Origin of the sequence: Pseudomonas hunanensis (assembly GCF_013393325.1) — a bacterium.
Taxonomy (GTDB): Bacteria; Pseudomonadota; Gammaproteobacteria; order Pseudomonadales; family Pseudomonadaceae; genus Aquipseudomonas; species Aquipseudomonas putida_P.
Map to the genome: position 1 here is coordinate 15,799 of NZ_QJRC01000033.1, position 15,371 is coordinate 31,169.

17 protein-coding genes and 1 other RNA gene are annotated in these 15,371 nt (G+C 60.9%); 11 read left to right on the forward strand and 7 right to left on the reverse strand.

Translation table 11 applies throughout. The annotated features are described in order from the left end of the window. Positions 1-10: 10 nt before the first annotated feature. Together DM807_RS00345 and zapE are read left to right on the forward strand one after the other, a co-directional pair. Positions 11-1,360 carry a tryptophan--tRNA ligase gene (locus DM807_RS00345; RefSeq protein WP_060493236.1) on the forward strand — a complete coding sequence of 450 codons (1,350 nt, stop codon included), beginning with the start codon at positions 11-13 and terminating at the stop codon, positions 1,358-1,360. Positions 1,361-1,444: 84 nt separating this feature from the next. Beyond that, positions 1,445-2,539: a cell division protein ZapE gene (zapE, locus tag DM807_RS00350; RefSeq protein WP_012274078.1), complete on the forward strand. Its 1,095-nt coding sequence runs from the start codon at positions 1,445-1,447 to the stop codon at positions 2,537-2,539. A 31-nt stretch (positions 2,540-2,570) separates the two neighbouring features. Here zapE and DM807_RS00355 read toward each other — a convergent pair whose 3' ends face one another. Both DM807_RS00355 and DM807_RS00360 read right to left on the reverse strand, forming a co-directional pair. Further along, the gene (locus tag DM807_RS00355; protein WP_171577226.1) at positions 2,571-3,491 is read right to left on the reverse strand and encodes a GlxA family transcriptional regulator; all 921 of its coding nucleotides are present in this window, start codon (positions 3,489-3,491) and stop codon (positions 2,571-2,573) included. Between the two features lie 179 nt (positions 3,492-3,670). Continuing rightward, positions 3,671-4,711 (reverse strand): NADP(H)-dependent aldo-keto reductase, encoded by a 1,041-nt coding sequence (locus DM807_RS00360; RefSeq protein ID WP_179026934.1) that lies wholly within the window; start codon positions 4,709-4,711, stop codon positions 3,671-3,673. A gap of 258 nt (positions 4,712-4,969) precedes the next feature. Between DM807_RS00360 and rplM the strand changes: the two genes are divergently transcribed. From rplM to DM807_RS00395, 7 genes are all read left to right on the forward strand, one after another. Further along, on the forward strand, positions 4,970-5,398 hold the full coding sequence (gene rplM / locus DM807_RS00365) for a 50S ribosomal protein L13 (protein WP_003251819.1): 429 nt from the start codon (positions 4,970-4,972) through the stop codon (positions 5,396-5,398). A 14-nt stretch (positions 5,399-5,412) separates the two neighbouring features. Beyond that, a complete protein-coding gene (gene rpsI / locus DM807_RS00370) occupies positions 5,413-5,805 on the forward strand; it encodes a 30S ribosomal protein S9 (RefSeq protein ID WP_003260797.1) in 393 nt (130 codons plus the stop codon). Positions 5,806-6,067: 262 nt separating this feature from the next. After that, positions 6,068-6,661, forward strand: a complete 594-nt coding sequence (gene petA / locus DM807_RS00375; RefSeq protein ID WP_003251823.1) for a ubiquinol-cytochrome c reductase iron-sulfur subunit — start codon at positions 6,068-6,070, stop codon at positions 6,659-6,661. Next, positions 6,661-7,872: a cytochrome b gene (locus DM807_RS00380; RefSeq protein WP_003251825.1), complete on the forward strand. Its 1,212-nt coding sequence runs from the start codon at positions 6,661-6,663 to the stop codon at positions 7,870-7,872. Before petA ends, DM807_RS00380 begins: the two co-directional genes overlap by 1 nt. Continuing rightward, positions 7,872-8,651, forward strand: a complete 780-nt coding sequence (locus tag DM807_RS00385; protein WP_012274075.1) for a cytochrome c1 — start codon at positions 7,872-7,874, stop codon at positions 8,649-8,651. Before DM807_RS00380 ends, DM807_RS00385 begins: the two co-directional genes overlap by 1 nt. A 117-nt stretch (positions 8,652-8,768) precedes the next feature. Then, on the forward strand, positions 8,769-9,392 hold the full coding sequence (locus DM807_RS00390; protein WP_012274074.1) for a glutathione S-transferase N-terminal domain-containing protein: 624 nt from the start codon (positions 8,769-8,771) through the stop codon (positions 9,390-9,392). A 10-nt stretch (positions 9,393-9,402) separates the two neighbouring features. Further along, a complete protein-coding gene (locus tag DM807_RS00395; RefSeq protein WP_060493235.1) occupies positions 9,403-9,834 on the forward strand; it encodes a ClpXP protease specificity-enhancing factor in 432 nt (143 codons plus the stop codon). 50 nt (positions 9,835-9,884) lie between these two features. On the opposite strand, the gene DM807_RS00400 is transcribed toward DM807_RS00395, so the two are convergent. The 5 genes from DM807_RS00400 to DM807_RS00420 form a co-directional block, all read right to left on the reverse strand. Beyond that, positions 9,885-10,103: a YgdI/YgdR family lipoprotein gene (locus tag DM807_RS00400; RefSeq protein ID WP_012274072.1), complete on the reverse strand. Its 219-nt coding sequence runs from the start codon at positions 10,101-10,103 to the stop codon at positions 9,885-9,887. 121 nt (positions 10,104-10,224) lie between these two features. Then, positions 10,225-10,803 carry a BON domain-containing protein gene (locus DM807_RS00405; protein ID WP_012274071.1) on the reverse strand — a complete coding sequence of 193 codons (579 nt, stop codon included), beginning with the start codon at positions 10,801-10,803 and terminating at the stop codon, positions 10,225-10,227. Continuing rightward, a complete protein-coding gene (locus DM807_RS00410; RefSeq protein ID WP_012274070.1) occupies positions 10,800-11,393 on the reverse strand; it encodes a phosphoheptose isomerase in 594 nt (197 codons plus the stop codon). Before DM807_RS00410 ends, DM807_RS00405 begins: the two co-directional genes overlap by 4 nt. A gap of 86 nt (positions 11,394-11,479) precedes the next feature. Continuing rightward, a complete protein-coding gene (locus DM807_RS00415) occupies positions 11,480-11,851 on the reverse strand; it encodes a YraN family protein (protein WP_012274069.1) in 372 nt (123 codons plus the stop codon). Next, positions 11,851-13,668: a penicillin-binding protein activator gene (locus DM807_RS00420; RefSeq protein WP_012274068.1), complete on the reverse strand. Its 1,818-nt coding sequence runs from the start codon at positions 13,666-13,668 to the stop codon at positions 11,851-11,853. Before DM807_RS00420 ends, DM807_RS00415 begins: the two co-directional genes overlap by 1 nt. Before the next feature lie 186 nt (positions 13,669-13,854). On the opposite strand from DM807_RS00420, the gene rsmI reads away from it, so the two are divergent. Both rsmI and rnpB read left to right on the forward strand, forming a co-directional pair. After that, positions 13,855-14,730, forward strand: a complete 876-nt coding sequence (rsmI, locus tag DM807_RS00425; protein ID WP_012274067.1) for a 16S rRNA (cytidine(1402)-2'-O)-methyltransferase — start codon at positions 13,855-13,857, stop codon at positions 14,728-14,730. Between the two features lie 67 nt (positions 14,731-14,797). Beyond that, positions 14,798-15,171, forward strand: an RNA gene (gene rnpB / locus DM807_RS00430) — RNase P RNA component class A. Positions 15,172-15,371 lie beyond the last annotated feature (200 nt).

Genomic DNA, 15,371 nt, shown 5'->3' on the forward strand with positions numbered 1-15,371 from the left:
GCGAACACCCATGACCACGCGCATTCTTACCGGTATCACCACCACCGGCACACCGCACCTGGGCAACTACGCCGGCGCCATCCGCCCGGCGATCCGTGCCAGCCAGCAGCCCGGTGTCGACTCGTTCTACTTCCTGGCCGACTACCACGCCCTGATCAAGTGCGACGACCCGCAGCGCATTCAACGTTCGCGTCTGGAAATCGCCGCCACTTGGTTGGCCGGTGGCCTGGACCCGGACAAGGTGACCTTCTACCGCCAGTCCGATATCCCGGAAATCCCCGAGCTGACCTGGCTGCTGACCTGCGTTGCCGCCAAGGGCCTGCTGAACCGTGCCCATGCCTACAAGGCCTCCGTGGACAAGAACGTCGAGAGCGGCGAAGACCCGGACGCCGGCGTGAGCATGGGCCTGTTCAGCTACCCGGTGCTGATGGCTGCCGACATCCTGATGTTCAACGCCAACAAGGTGCCGGTTGGCCGTGACCAGATCCAGCACGTGGAAATGGCCCGCGACATCGGCCAACGCTTCAACCACCTGTTCGGTCAGGGCCAGGACTTCTTCGCCCTGCCAGAAGCGGTGATCGAAGAAAGCGTGGCCACGCTGCCAGGCCTGGATGGGCGCAAGATGTCCAAGAGCTATGACAACACCATCCCGTTGTTCACCAGCGCCAAGGACATGAAGGACGCCATTTCGCGCATCGTCACCGACTCGCGCGCGCCAGGCGAAGCGAAAGACCCGGACAACTCGCACCTGTTCACCCTGTACCAGGCTTTCTCGACGCCGGAGCAATGCGCCGGCTTCCGTGAAGAACTGCTGCAGGGTCTGGGCTGGGGCGATGCCAAGCAGCGCCTGTTCCAGTTGCTGGATGGCCAGCTGGCCGAAAAACGCGAGTACTACCACCAGTTGATCGCCCGCCCGGCGGACCTGGAAGACATCCTGCTGGCCGGCGCCGCCAAGGCCCGCAAGATTGCCACGCCGTTCCTCGAGCAACTGCGCGAAGCCGTTGGCCTGCGTTCGTTCCGTACTGGCGTGCAGGCCACTGCCGAAGTGAAGAAAAAAGCCGCCAAGAGTGCGCGCTTTGTCAGCTTCCGTGACGAAGATGGCAGCTTCCGCTTCCGCCTGCTGGCCGCTGACGGCGAGCAACTGCTGCTGTCGCGCAGCTTTGCCGACGGCAAGAGCGCCGGCGCCGTGAGCAAGCAGCTGCAACAGGGTGGCGAGGCCGATGTACGGGTTGAAGGCCTGAGCTTCGGCCTGTGGCTGAATGGCGAGCAGGTTGCCGACGGGCCGCAGTTTGACAGCACCGAAGCCCGTGATGTGGCCATTCAAAGCCTGCGTGATGCCCTGGCACCACAGCAGGACTGAGGCATATTGACGCAAGTCTGATTGCCATTAAGCGGGCCTGTCGCTACAGTGACGGCCCGTTTTTTGTTGCCTCGCTAACGAATCATGACTCCCTTAGAACGCTATCAAGCAGATCTGAAACGTCCCGACTTCTTCCATGACGCGGCGCAGGAAACTGCGGTGCGTCACCTGCAGCGCCTGTACGACGACCTGGTGCAGGCGCAGAACAATAAGCCAGGCATGTTCGGCAAGTTGTTCGGCAAGAAGGAGCAGACCCCGGTCAAGGGCCTGTACTTCTGGGGTGGGGTAGGGCGAGGCAAGACCTACCTGGTCGATACCTTCTATGAAGCGCTGCCGTTCAAGCAGAAGATGCGCACGCACTTCCACCGCTTCATGAAGCGCGTGCACGAGGAAATGAAAACCCTCAAGGGCGAGAAGAACCCGCTGACCATCATCGCCAAGCGCTTCAGCGAAGAAGCCAAGGTCATCTGCTTCGACGAATTCTTCGTGTCGGACATTACCGATGCCATGATCCTCGGCACTCTGATGGAAGAACTGTTCAAGAACGGCGTATCGCTGGTGGCCACCTCCAACATCGTGCCGGACGGCTTGTACAAAGACGGCCTGCAACGTGCGCGCTTCCTGCCGGCCATCGCCATGATCAAGCAGTACACCGACGTGGTGAACGTGGATAGCGGCGTCGACTACCGCCTGCGTCATCTGGAACAGGCCGAACTGTTCCACTTCCCGCTCAATGATGCGGCGCATCAGAGCATGCGTGCCAGCTTCAAGGCGCTGACCCCTGAGTGCACCCAGGCGGTCGAGAACGACGTGCTGATGATCGAGAACCGCCCGATCAATGCCCTGCGTACGTGCGACGACGTCGCCTGGTTCGACTTCCGCGCCCTGTGCGACGGGCCGCGCAGCCAGAACGACTACATTGAACTGGGCAAGATCTTCCACGCCGTGTTGCTCAGCAACGTGGAGCAGATGGGCGTTACCACCGACGACATCGCCCGTCGCTTCATCAACATGGTGGACGAGTTCTACGACCGCAACGTCAAGTTGATCATCTCGGCCGAGGTGGAACTAAAGGACCTGTATACCGGTGGGCGCCTGAGCTTCGAGTTCCAGCGTACCCTGAGCCGGTTGCTGGAGATGCAGTCGCACGAATTCCTGTCGCGCGCGCACAAGCCATAAATTTGGGGGCCGCAAAGCGGCCCCATTGGCCTCAAGCCTCTTGCATGAACTGCTGCCGATACTGGTTTGGTGACAGCTCGGTGTGCTGGCGAAACAGCCGCGCGAAGAAACTGGCATCGTCATAACCGACCTCGTAGCTGATGGTCTTGATGCTCTTGCGCGTGCTCGACAACAACCCCTTGGCTGTCTCGATGCGTAGCCGTTGCAGGTAGTGCAGCGGCTTGTCACCCGTTGCGCCCTGGAACCGGCGCATGAAGTTGCGGATGCTCATGCCGTGGTTGCGGGCCACATCTTCGAAGCGGAACTTGTCGGCGAAGTGCTCTTCCAACCAGTGCTGAATCTGCAGGATGATCAGGTCCTGGTGCAGTTTTTGCCCGCCAAAGCCCATGCGCCCCGGGGTGTAGTTGCGTTGCACTTCGTAAAGAATGTCGCGTGACACTGCACGGGCCACGTTGGCACCGCAGAAGCGCTCGATCAGGTAGATGTACAGGTCGCAGGCTGAAGTTGCACCGCCGGCGCAATAGATATTGTCGGCATCGGTCAGGTGCTTGTCCTGGTTCAGGCGGATCTTCGGGAAGCGTTCGGCAAAGCTGCTGAAGAAGCGCCAGTAGGTGGTGGCCTCCTTGCCGTCGAGCAGGCCCGACTCGGCCAGCCAGAACACGCCACTGGCCTCGGCGCACAGCACCGCGCCACGCGCGTGCTGCTCACGCAGCCACGGCAGCACCTGCGGGTAACGTTGCAGGAGGTTGTCGAAGTCATCCCAGTAGGCCGGGAGAATGATCACATCGGCGTCGTCCAGGCCACCATCGACCGGTAGCTGCACATTGCTGAAGCTGTCCACAGGTTGGCCGTCGGGGCTCACCAGGCGGATTTCGAACATGGGCTGCAAACCCAGGCCCAGCTGCTTGCTGTAGCGCAGGCTGGCGAGGTGGAAGAAGTCCTTGGCCTGCATCAAGGTCGAAGCAAACACCTTGTCAATGGCCAGGATGCTGACGCGCCGCAGCGACGCGGAGGGTTGGGTAAACATCATTGTCATTGTTCTTATAGGGTAGAGTGGTCAATCACCGGCTGGATCGTCTTATTTTTTGGCGATTGTGTCTACCCCATGTAACAGCGGGGCTGCTTTGCAGCTCAAGGTGCCGGGTTAGGCTGCTCCTGGTGGATGGCTTCAATCGCCGCCAGCAACTCATCGCTCAGGTTCAGCTCAAGGCTCGCCAGGTTGCTGTCCAGCTGTTGCAGGCTGGTGGCACCGATGATGTTGCTGGTCACGAACGGCTGTCGGGTGACGAACGCCAGGGCCATCTGCGCCGGGTCCAGGCCGTGCTCGCGGGCCAGTTGCACATAGCGGCTGCAGGCTGCCACGGTCTGCGGGTTGGAATAACGGGCAAAGCGGCTGAACAGGGTCAGGCGTGCGTTGCCCGGCCGTGCGCCGTTCTCGTACTTGCCCGAGAGCATGCCGAAGGCCAGCGGCGAATAGGCCAGCAGGCCGCACTGCTCGCGGATGGCCACTTCCGCCAGGCCTACCTCGAAGCTGCGGTTGAGCAGGTTATACGGGTTCTGGATCGACACCGCCCGCGGCCAGCCACGGCTTTCGGCCAACTGCAGGAACTTCATGGTGCCCCACGGCGTTTCGTTGGACAGGCCAATGTGGCGGATCTTGCCCGCGTGCACCTGCTCGTCGAGTACTTCGAGGGTTTCTTCCAGCGGGGTGAAATGGTCCTGTGGCAGGTGCTGGTAGCCCAGCTTGCCGAAGAAGTTGGTGCTGCGCTCCGGCCAGTGCAACTGATACAGGTCGATACGGTCGGTTTGCAGGCGCTTGAGGCTTTCGTCCAGCGCCGCGACGATGTGCTGGCGGTTGTGCTTGAGCTGGCCGTCGCGGATGTGGCTGATCCCGTTGCCGGGGCCTGCGACCTTGCTGGCCAGGACCCAGTCATCGCGATCGCCGTTGGCCCGGAACCAGTTGCCGATGATGCGTTCGGTGGCGGCGTAGGTTTCCGGGCGGGGTGGCACCGGGTACATTTCGGCTGTGTCGATGAAGTTGACCCCGGCTTTCTTGGCCCGGGCAATCTGTTCGAAGGGCTCGGCTTCAACGTTCTGCTCGCCCCAGGTCATGGTGCCCAGGCACAGGGCGCTGACGTTGAGGTCGGTACGGCCGAGCTGACGGTATTCCATCGGTTAGACTCTCCTTGGCAATAGAAGCCTATCAAAGCAGGTTGAAATTTTTCTCGCAATCTGGATAATTCAGCCCCTCTCCGCGTGGCGGAAGTGATGCACCATCACGCAGGAAGAACCCCGTCGAACATTGGCGTGCCCGACCCGAGCCCCCAAAAGCGTCTGTGTTCGGCTGCGCGCTTGCCCTTGGCAAGCTGTGCACTATCCAGTAAGATTCGCCGTCTATTTTTCGCTGGGCGGCCTCTGAGGCTTTAGAGAATGAAAACTTTTACTGCTAAACCGGAAACAGTAAAGCGCGAGTGGTTCGTAGTCGACGCCGCTGGCCAGACCCTGGGTCGTCTGGCTACCGAAATCGCTACCCGTCTGCGTGGCAAACACAAACCAGAATACACCCCTCACGTTGACACCGGCGACTACATCGTCGTTATCAACGCCGAGCAGGTTCGTGTGACTGGTGCCAAGTCTTCCGACAAAATGTACTACTCCCACTCCGGCTTCCCGGGCGGTATCAAGGAAATCAACTTCGAGAAGTTGATCGCCAAGGCCCCTGAGCGTGTTATCGAAACCGCGGTCAAAGGCATGCTGCCTAAGAACCCGCTGGGTCGCGACATGTACCGCAAGCTGAAAGTGTACGCGGGTGCTGCTCACCCACACACTGCTCAGCAGCCTCAAGAACTGAAGATCTAACGGGATAGTTCATTATGTCGGCGACTCAAAATTACGGCACTGGCCGTCGCAAGACCGCAACCGCTCGCGTATTCCTGCGTCCGGGTACTGGTAACATTTCCATCAACAACCGTTCTCTGGACGTGTTCTTCGGTCGCGAAACCGCTCGCATGGTTGTTCGCCAGCCACTCGAGCTGACCGAAACCGTTGAGAAGTTCGACATCTACGTCACCGTTTCCGGTGGTGGTGTCAGCGGTCAAGCCGGTGCGATCCGTCACGGTATCACCCGCGCTCTGATGGAATACGACGAAACCCTGCGTGGCGCTCTGCGTCGTGCTGGCTACGTCACCCGCGACGCTCGTGAAGTTGAGCGTAAGAAAGTGGGTCTGCGTAAAGCGCGTAAGCGTCCTCAGTACTCCAAGCGTTAATACCGCTTCGGCAGTCGAAAAAAGCCCGGTTCCTTGGAACCGGGCTTTTTTTTTGGCTTGAACTAACCTGTCAGCATGTCAGTGGCCGCTTGTCGCATAGACACAGATCAAGCAAAGCGCGGGTTGTCACCCTTGCCGGGGTAATCACCTTGTCAGTGTGTGGATTTGTTTCTTACCATGGCGGCCAATTTTTAGTGCCATTGACACAACCTAAGTACAAGCCTGGTTCAACAGGCCAAGCAAGCTGATGGGAGAGGACTGAATGAGCAATGACGGCGTCAACGCAGGCCGGCGCCGCTTCCTCGTAGCCGCGACATCCGTGGTCGGGGCAGCGGGAGCAGTGGGGGCTGCGGTACCGTTCGTGGGGTCATGGTTTCCCAGTGCCAAGGCGAAAGCCGCGGGTGCACCGGTGAAGGTCAATATTGCCAAGGTCGAGGCCGGGCAGCAGATGGTGGCCGAGTGGCGTGGCCAGCCCGTATTCATCGTGCGCCGAACGGAGGAGATTCTCGGTAACCTGAAAAAAATCACCGGCGATCTGTCTGATCCAGAGTCCAAGGCCTCGGTCCAGCCGGCTTACGTCGACCCCGAGGTTCGCTCGATCAAGCCGGAAATCCTCATTCTCGTGGGCCTCTGCACGCACCTGGGTTGCTCGCCCACCTTCCGCCCGGAAGTCGCGCCCGCCGACCTCGGCCCGAAATGGGTAGGTGGCTACTTCTGCCCATGCCACGGCTCCCACTATGACCTGGCTGGCCGTGTCTACAAATCGCAGCCGGCGCCTCTCAACCTGCCCGTGCCACCGCACTCTTACGAGTCGGACGAGATCATCGTCATTGGCGTCGACCAGGAGAACGCATGATGAGCAAGTTCATGGACTGGATTGATGCTCGCTTCCCCGCCACCAAGATGTGGGAAGACCACCTGAGCAAGTATTACGCGCCCAAGAACTTCAACTTCCTGTATTTCTTCGGCTCCTTGGCATTGCTGGTATTGGTGAATCAGATCGTTACCGGCGTGTGGCTGACCATGAGCTTCACGCCCTCGGCGGAAGAGGCGTTCGCCTCGGTCGAGTACATCATGCGTGATGTGGAGTACGGCTGGATTCTGCGCTACCTGCACTCTACCGGTGCGTCTGCGTTCTTCATCGTGGTCTACCTGCACATGTTCCGCGGCCTGCTCTACGGCTCCTACCAGAAGCCACGCGAACTGGTCTGGTTGTTCGGCATGCTGATCTACCTGGCGCTGATGGCTGAAGCGTTCATGGGCTACCTGTTGCCGTGGGGGCAGATGTCTTACTGGGGCGCCCAGGTGATCATTTCGCTGTTCGGTGCCATCCCGGTGATCGGTGACGACCTCACCCAGTGGATCCGTGGTGACTACCTGATCTCGGGCATCACCCTGAACCGCTTCTTCGCCCTGCACGTGGTTGCCCTGCCAATCGTGATTCTCGGCCTGGTGGTGCTGCATATCCTTGCGCTGCACGAAGTGGGTTCGAACAACCCTGATGGCGTGGACATCAAGAAGAAAAAGGACGAAAACGGCATTCCGCTGGACGGCATTCCGTTCCACCCGTACTACACCGTCAAAGACATTGTCGGGGTGGTGGTGTTCCTGTTCGTGTTCTGCGCCGTGGTGTTCTTCTTCCCGGAAATGGGCGGTTACTTCCTGGAAAAACCTAACTTCGAGCAGGCCAACGCGTTCAAGACCCCTGAGCACATCGCACCGGTGTGGTACTTCACACCCTTCTACGCGATCCTGCGTGCGGTGCCCGACAAGCTGATGGGTGTCATTGCCATGGGTGCGGCCATCGCCGTGCTGTTCGTACTGCCCTGGCTCGACCGTAGCCCGGTGCGTTCCATGCGTTACAAGGGCTGGATCAGCAAGGTCTTCCTGCTGGTGTTCTGCGTGGCCTTCGTCATCCTCGGCGTGCTGGGCGTACTGGCGCCGACACCTGGGCGTACCTTGTTGTCGCAGGTATGCACGGTGCTGTACTTCGCCTACTTCCTGCTGATGCCGTTCTACACAAGGCTCGAGAAGACCAAACCGGTTCCGGAAAGGGTGACTGGCTGATGAAAAAGTTGATTGCAGTATTTTTGCTGGCAGTGATGCCTGCCTTTTCCTTCGCTGCCGAACACGGCCTGGAGCTGGACAAGGCCGATATCGACCTGACCGACAAGGCCGCCATGCAGGACGGTGCGCGTACCTTCGCCAACTATTGCATGGGTTGCCACAGTGCCAAGTTCCAGCGTTACGAGCGAGTGGCCGATGACCTGGGCATTCCGCACGAGCTGATGCTCGAGAAGCTGGTGTTCACCGGTGCCAAGATCGGTGACCACATGCAGATCGGCATGAAGCCCAGCGACGCCAAGACTTGGTTCGGCGCTGCGCCACCCGACCTGACCCTGGTGGCTCGGGTGCGCGGTACCGACTGGCTGTACACCTATCTGCGCAGCTTCTACGAGGACCCGTCGCGGCCTTACGGGGTGAACAACAAGGTGTTCCCGAACGTCGGCATGCCGAACGTGTTGGTTGGCCTGCAGGGTAACCAGGTGATCGGCTGCAAGCAGGTGCAGACCGTGACCGATGGCAAGAAGCAATTCGACCCGTTGACCGGCAGCCCGATAACCCATGAAGCCTGTGACCAGCTGACCATTACGCCGAAATCCGGTACCCTGACCACTGAGCAGTTCGACGAGAAGGTCAAGAACCTGGTGACCTTCCTGGCCTATTCGGCCAACCCGGTCAAACTGGAAAGCCAGCGCATCGGTACCTACGTGTTGCTGTACCTGGCTTTCTTCTTCGTATTCGCCTACTTGCTCAAGCGTGAATACTGGAAGGACGTGCACTGATCACGCAGTAGTTTCTGGTTGTTGAACGCGCCCGTGGCGCCCTGGCAATACTGCCAGGGTGCCCCGGGCGCGTTTTCATTTACAGTGTCACAAGCATCCCGTGCGAGGAGCCGCTACATGGGCGCAACCAACAGGTTAGCCTGCTATTCCGATCCCGCTGATCACTATTCTCATCGGGTTCGCCTGGTGCTGGCCGAGAAGGGTGTGAGCGTGCAGGTCATCGATGTCGACCCAGCTCGCCTGCCGCCCAAGCTGGTCGAGGTCAACCCTTACGGCAGCGTGCCGACTTTGGTCGACCGAGACCTGGCGTTGTATGAGTCGACCGTGGTGATGGAATACCTCGAAGAGCGTTACCCGCACCCGCCGCTGATGCCGGTCTACCCGGTTGCGCGCGGCAACAGCCGTTTGCTGATTCACCGCATCCAGCGCGACTGGTGTGCCCTGGCCGATACCGTCCTCGACCCGCGCAGCAAAGAGGCTGTCCGAGCCGATGCGCGTAAGGCCTTGCGTGAAAGCCTGACCGGGGTCTCGCCGTTGTTCAGCGAGTTCGCCTGCTTCATGAGTGATGAGCAAAGCCTGGTCGATTGCTGTCTATTGCCCATACTCTGGCGTCTGCCGGTGTTGGGTATCGAGTTGCCGCGGCAAGCCAAGCCGCTGCTTGATTACATGGAGCGCCAGTTCGCCCGCGAGTCTTTCCAGGCGAGCCTGTCCTCCGTAGAACGTGAAATGCGCAAGCTTTAAGGAGCCGTTGATGAACTCCAGTCGCCCCTATCTGGTTCGAGCACTGTACGAGTGGATCGTCGACAACGATTGCACGCCCCATATGCTGGTCAATGCCGAATTCCCGAAAGTTCAGGTGCCGGATGGTTTCGCCAGTGATGGCCAGATCGTCTTGAATATCTCGCCAAGTGCCGTGCGCAGCCTGAACATGGACAACGAAGCGGTCAGTTTCGATGGCCGCTTCGGTGGCGTGCCTCATTCGTTGTACGTGCCGGTTGGCGCCATCCTGGGCATTTATGCTCGCGAAAATGGCCAGGGTATGGTCTTCGAGCTGGAGTCCCCGTTGATGGATGGCGACGACCTTGAAGACGATGATGTACAGCCGGATGACGATGGCCCGCCAGAGGGCGGTGGCCAGCCGCCGCGTCCGACTGGTCGGCCAAGCCTGAAAGTGGTCAAGTAACAAAAAAGGCGATCCAACCGGATCGCCTTTTTCTTTACCGCCAATCTGGGTTACAGGTCGCTGATGGTGCGTACCTGGTCCTTGTTGATGCGGGTGCGCTTGCCGTCGAGCTGTTGGAACTCGTAGAAGCCGGCGTCGCGGTCGAACTTTGGTGCATCGACAGCCTGAATTTCACGGCCATCGTTGAGGGTGATCAGGCTTGGGGTGGAGCAGCCGGCCAGGGTGGCGAAGGTGCCGATCAGCAGGGCGGGCAGCAGAAGCTTTTTCATGCGGTGTTTCCTGGGTTTCTTGAGGGTGTTGTCTGCGCCGGCCTCTTCGCGGCTAAAGCCGCTCCTACAGGGTGTAGCGTACCCCTGTAGGAGCGGCTTTAGCCGCGAAGAGGCCGGAGAGTCAGTCGATGTACTCGAACAGCTTGACGATCTTTTGCACGCCCGACACGCCTTGCACCACGGCAGTGGCCGAGTTGGCCTCTTGCTGGGTGACCAGGCCAAGCAGGTAGACGATGCCGTTTTCGGTGATCACCTTGATGCGCGAGCTTGGCACCGCATTGTCGGTCAGCATCTGGGTCTTGATCTTGGTGGTCAGCCAGGCGTCGTTGTTGCGCGCCAGGATGGAGGAGGGCTGCATCACCTGCAGCTCGTTGTGCACTTTCTTGACCCGTTGTACCTGGCTGGCGGTTTGCTCGGCCAGGCTCTTGAGGTCGGCGCGTGGGGTCTGGCCGGCCAGCAGGACAATGCCGTTGTAGCTGCTGACAACGATGTGCGAGCCCTTGTCCAGGTCTGGGTTGGCCTTGGAGATGTTCACGGCGGCCTTGGTCTCGATCAGCGAGTCGTCGATCTTGCTGCCAATGGTGCGCGTACCGCGATCGTCCTCGATCGGCGAATTGCGGGTAGAGGTGAGTACCGAGCTGCAACCGGTGACGCTCAGGCACAGGGTCAGGGCCATCAGGCCGAGGCGCATAGGGGTCATTCTTCACTCCCGAACAGTTGGCTGTCGATCAGATCGCACAGGCAGTGGATCGCCAGCAGGTGGACTTCCTGGATGCGCGCGGTAACCGTCGAAGGAACGCGGATTTCCACGTCCTCGGGCAGCAGCAGCGAAGCCATGCCGCCGCCGTCGCGACCAGTCAATGCTACGACAATCATTTCGCGGTCATGTGCGGCCTGGATCGCTTGAATGACGTTGGCCGAGTTGCCGCTGGTGGAGATCGCCAGCAGAACGTCGCCGGGCTGGCCCAGGGCGCGGATCTGCTTGGAAAAGACTTCGTTGTAGCTGTAGTCGTTGGCGATAGAGGTCAGGGTCGAGCTGTCGGTGGTCAGCGCGATGGCCGGCAGGCTCGGGCGCTCGCGCTCGAAGCGGTTGAGCAGCTCTGAAGAAAAGTGCTGGGCATCGCCGGCCGAGCCGCCGTTGCCACAGGCGAGCATCTTGCCCTCGTTGAGCAGCGCATTGACCATGACCAGGCTAGCCTGCTCGATGTGCGGTGCCAGGATGTCCATTGCCTGTTGCTTGGTATCGATGCTGGCCTGAAACAGCCGGCGAATTCGGGATTGCATGTCCATCTGGTGACCTTAAGTGGGGCGGTGGCCTTTGCTACGCGCAACAACGACCAGCCCGCGAAACATAGAGCAAAAAAAACGAAGTGGGTTCAGCATTCGAAGGCGTTTTTCAGCCATTGAAGCGGTCTGCCTGCATGGTGGCTGCCCTGCAGGGCGACTACGTCGAAGCGGCAGGGGTGGTTGCCCCAGTGGGGCTCCTTCTGCAGGAACAGGCTGGCGGCAAGCACCAGCCGTTTCTGCTTGCGCCCATCGATACTGTCGAGGGCGCCTCCGAAGCCCGCGTGCAACCGGTAGCGGACTTCGACGAATACTACTGTATCGGCGTCGAGCATGACCAGATCAAGCTCACCGCCTTTGCATCGCCAGTTGCGTGCCAGCAGTTGCAGGCCTTGCCCCTGAAGGTACTCAAGGGCTTGGGTCTCTGCTGCTTGCCCGGCACGGGTAGGCGATGCTGCAGGCATCAGCGCGGGGTGTCAGGCAGGCGCTTGACCTGGCCGCCGGCAAACTCGGCCCATGGCAGCTGGCGCTCGACGCGTTGGTTGGCGTTGATGCTCAGGCTGCCCGAAAGGCCCAGGACGCGGTTGTCCGGCAGTGCTTTCAGCTGGCCCAGGCGTGGCGCCAGGCTGTAGGCATCGACGCCCATGGCATACAGACGGCCCAGGCTGCCAGCGGCCTGTGGCCACTGCTGTACGACCTGTTGGCGCAGGCTGTTGCTGGTGTCGAGCAGCCACGGCGTTTCGCAGAAGCGGATGCCGTTCATGTCGTTGTACTGGTTGACGTCACCGCTGGCGCTGTACAGGTTCGAGGTGGCGTAGACCGGTACGTCACCGGCGTACTGGAAGTTCAGGGTCGGCTTGATCTGCTGGGCCTGCTGTGGGGTCGAGGCGAGGAAAATGAAGTCGATGTCCTGGCGGCGCGACGGTTGTGCGGCAATGCTGCCGCCTACCGTGCTTTGCAGGCTCTTGGCGCGGCCTTCGCTCTGGCGCAGTTGGAACAGGTCGGCAATCTGCTGGGCCAGGGCGACCGGCTGGGCGATGCGCTCGGCGGCGAGCAGGGTGCCACCATTGCCTTCCCAGTCCTGACGGAAGGCGGCCAGTACGCGGTCGCCCCATTCACCGCTCGGCACCAGGGCCACGGCGCGGACCATGCCATCGGCGCGGGCGCGGCGGGCTACTTCGCGGGCTTCGTCTTCGGCAGCCAGGCCGAACTGGAACAGTTGCGGCGGGGCTTTCTGGCCGGCGTCGGCGTAGTTCAGGGCCAGGGTAGTGATCGGCAATTGCGGTTTGGCGGCCAGTTGCTTCACCAGCGGCTTTTCCAGCGGGCCGATGACCAGTTGCACGCCGGCGGCCTGGGCCTGGCGATAGAAGTCATCGAGCGAGCCGATGCGCGAGCTGTCGAACACCTGCACGGCAGGTGCCGGTTGGCCGGCTTGCTGGGCCTGGAAGTGAGCGGCCATGAAGCCGTCACGCAGGGCGCGGGCAACACCGGCCAGCGGGCCCTCCTGAGGCAGCAGCAGGGCGACCTTGGTCAGCGGTTGGCTGGCCAGTTCCTTGAGCTTGGTCAGCGCCAGCGGCAGTTGCTGGGCGGCAGGGTGGTCCGGGTGTTGTTTGACCCAGGTCTCGATGGCCGCTTGTTGCTGTTCCAGGGTGCCTGCACTTTTCACGGCGAAGGCCAGGCTGGTCCAGCCGGCCAGGGTCTGATCGTTGGCTGGCTGTTGCAGTTGCTCTGCCGGCAGTGAGGCAACCAGGGCCCAGATGGCGTCATTGTTGGCGCTGGCGGCCTGGCCGCTGAGCAGCGGGGCCAGCAGCACGCGCTGTTGTGCGGCAGCCAAGGCCTGGCCGTCGGCTTCGAGGGCGGCGGCATGCACGTTGTAGGTGCGCGCTTGCTGTTCCTTTGGCAGCTCAGCTACGCGCTGCAGGCTGGGGTGGGCCAGGGCAGCCAGGGCCGCTTTGGGCTGGTTGCGGCTCATGGCCAGCTCGGCGGCGAGGGTGCTGGCGAACACTTGCTGGGCCGGCTTGAGCGTGTCCAGCGGAACCTGCTCGAGAATGCGTGCGGCGCGTGGGAAATCCTTCTGCTTGTAGGCCAGGTCGGCCGCGCTCAGGCGCAGCAGGGCCGCGTCTTCAGCAGACTTGCTGGAAGCGGCTTTTTCGAGCAGTTGCTCGATGCTGGCGTCCGGGGTGCGTGGCAGTTCGCCCAGGCTGGATGAGGGCGAGCTGGCGCAGGCTGCCAGCAGGGCGGCGAGGCAGAGGGCTGTGAGCAGCCGCAGGCAAGCGATCATGTAAAGGTCCTGTTACTCGATCAAGTTGGCCGGCAATTGTACCCAAGCACTGGCCGGGGCGCGATGTTGCTGTGTCGATCCTTCACTATAGGCGGCTTGTTGCTGATCGCCGGCGAAGATCTTTGCGCCCTGTTGCAGGCGCTCGGGCTACAATGGCGCCTTTGATCCAAATGACAGGTGTACGCAGTGACTGATGTGGCAGGGGCTTCGAAATCCACGGTGGGGACGCTGTATGTGGTGGCAACCCCCATCGGCAATCTCGACGACATGAGCGCCCGGGCGCTGAAGGTGCTGGCGGATGTGGCCCTGATCGCCGCCGAAGACACCCGTCATTCGATCCGCCTGCTGCAACACTTTGGCATCGATACGCCGTTGGCGGCCTGCCATGAGCACAACGAGCGCGACGAGGGCGGGCGCTTCCTCACCAAGCTGCTCGCGGGTGAGCATGTGGCGCTGGTTTCCGATGCCGGCACGCCGCTGATTTCCGATCCGGGTTACCACCTGGTGCGCCAGGCGCGGGCCGCGGGCGTGAACGTGGTGCCGGTGCCGGGCGCCTGTGCTTTGATCGCCGCGCTGTCGGCAGCCGGCTTGCCGTCGGACCGCTTCATCTTCGAAGGCTTCCTGCCGGCCAAGCAGGCCGGGCGTCGGGCACGCCTGGAGCAAGTAAAGGAAGAGCCGCGTACGCTGATTTTCTATGAGGCCCCGCACCGGATCCTGGAGTGCCTTGAGGACATGGAAGCGGTATTTGGTGGCGACCGCCCGGCGTTGCTGGCGCGCGAATTGACTAAAACCTTCGAGACCCTGAAGGGTTTGCCGCTGGCGGAGCTACGTGCATTCGTTGCTGGTGATAGCAACCAGCAGCGCGGTGAATGCGTGGTGCTGGTCGGCGGCTGGAGTGCGCCGGAGGGCGAGCAGGCCATCAGCGCCGAGGCGCAGCGTGTGCTCGACCTGCTGTTGGCCGAGTTGCCGCTGAAGCGGGCGGCGGCACTTGCCGCGGAAATTACCGGTGTGCGCAAGAACCTGTTGTATCAACTTGCCCTTGAAAAGCAGAAAGCCGAATAGTGGCACTTTGATATAAATACCGGTATTGCTTGTTCTTGTGCGCGCGTGCCGGTAACCTTGGCGGCGGAGAGTCGATCGGACAGTCGCTGCCTGTTTTTGTTCCGCAACTTTGTTGTGTGGACAGCAGGGGGAGGAAAGTCCGGGCTCCATAGGGCAGAGTGCCAGGTAACGCCTGGGAGGCGCGAGCCTACGGAAAGTGCCACAGAAAATAACCGCCTAAGCACTTCGGTGCCGGTAAGGGTGAAAAGGTGCGGTAAGAGCGCACCGCACGTCTGGCAACAGTGCGTGGCTAGGTAAACCCCACTCGGAGCAAGACCAAATAGGGTTCCATCAGGCGTGGCCCGCGTCGGAACCGGGTAGGTTGCTAGAGGCGTCCAGTGATGGCCGTCGTAGAGGAATGACTGTCCTCGACAAAACCCGGCTTACAGATCGACTCTCCACCTTTCCTTCCCTGCGTGATTCGGTAGCAGATCCTCTCTGGTAATACCGAAAAAATCTTACTCTTGATAAATCACTTTAACTTTGAACTCCATTCGCTTGGGTGGGTTTGATTTTTCACGTGTTTTTTTCTCTTCGGCAGTCCTTCCACATTCCCTTATCGCGCTAAATCTCGGTCCTGTAAGGCTTTTCCTTATGAACGC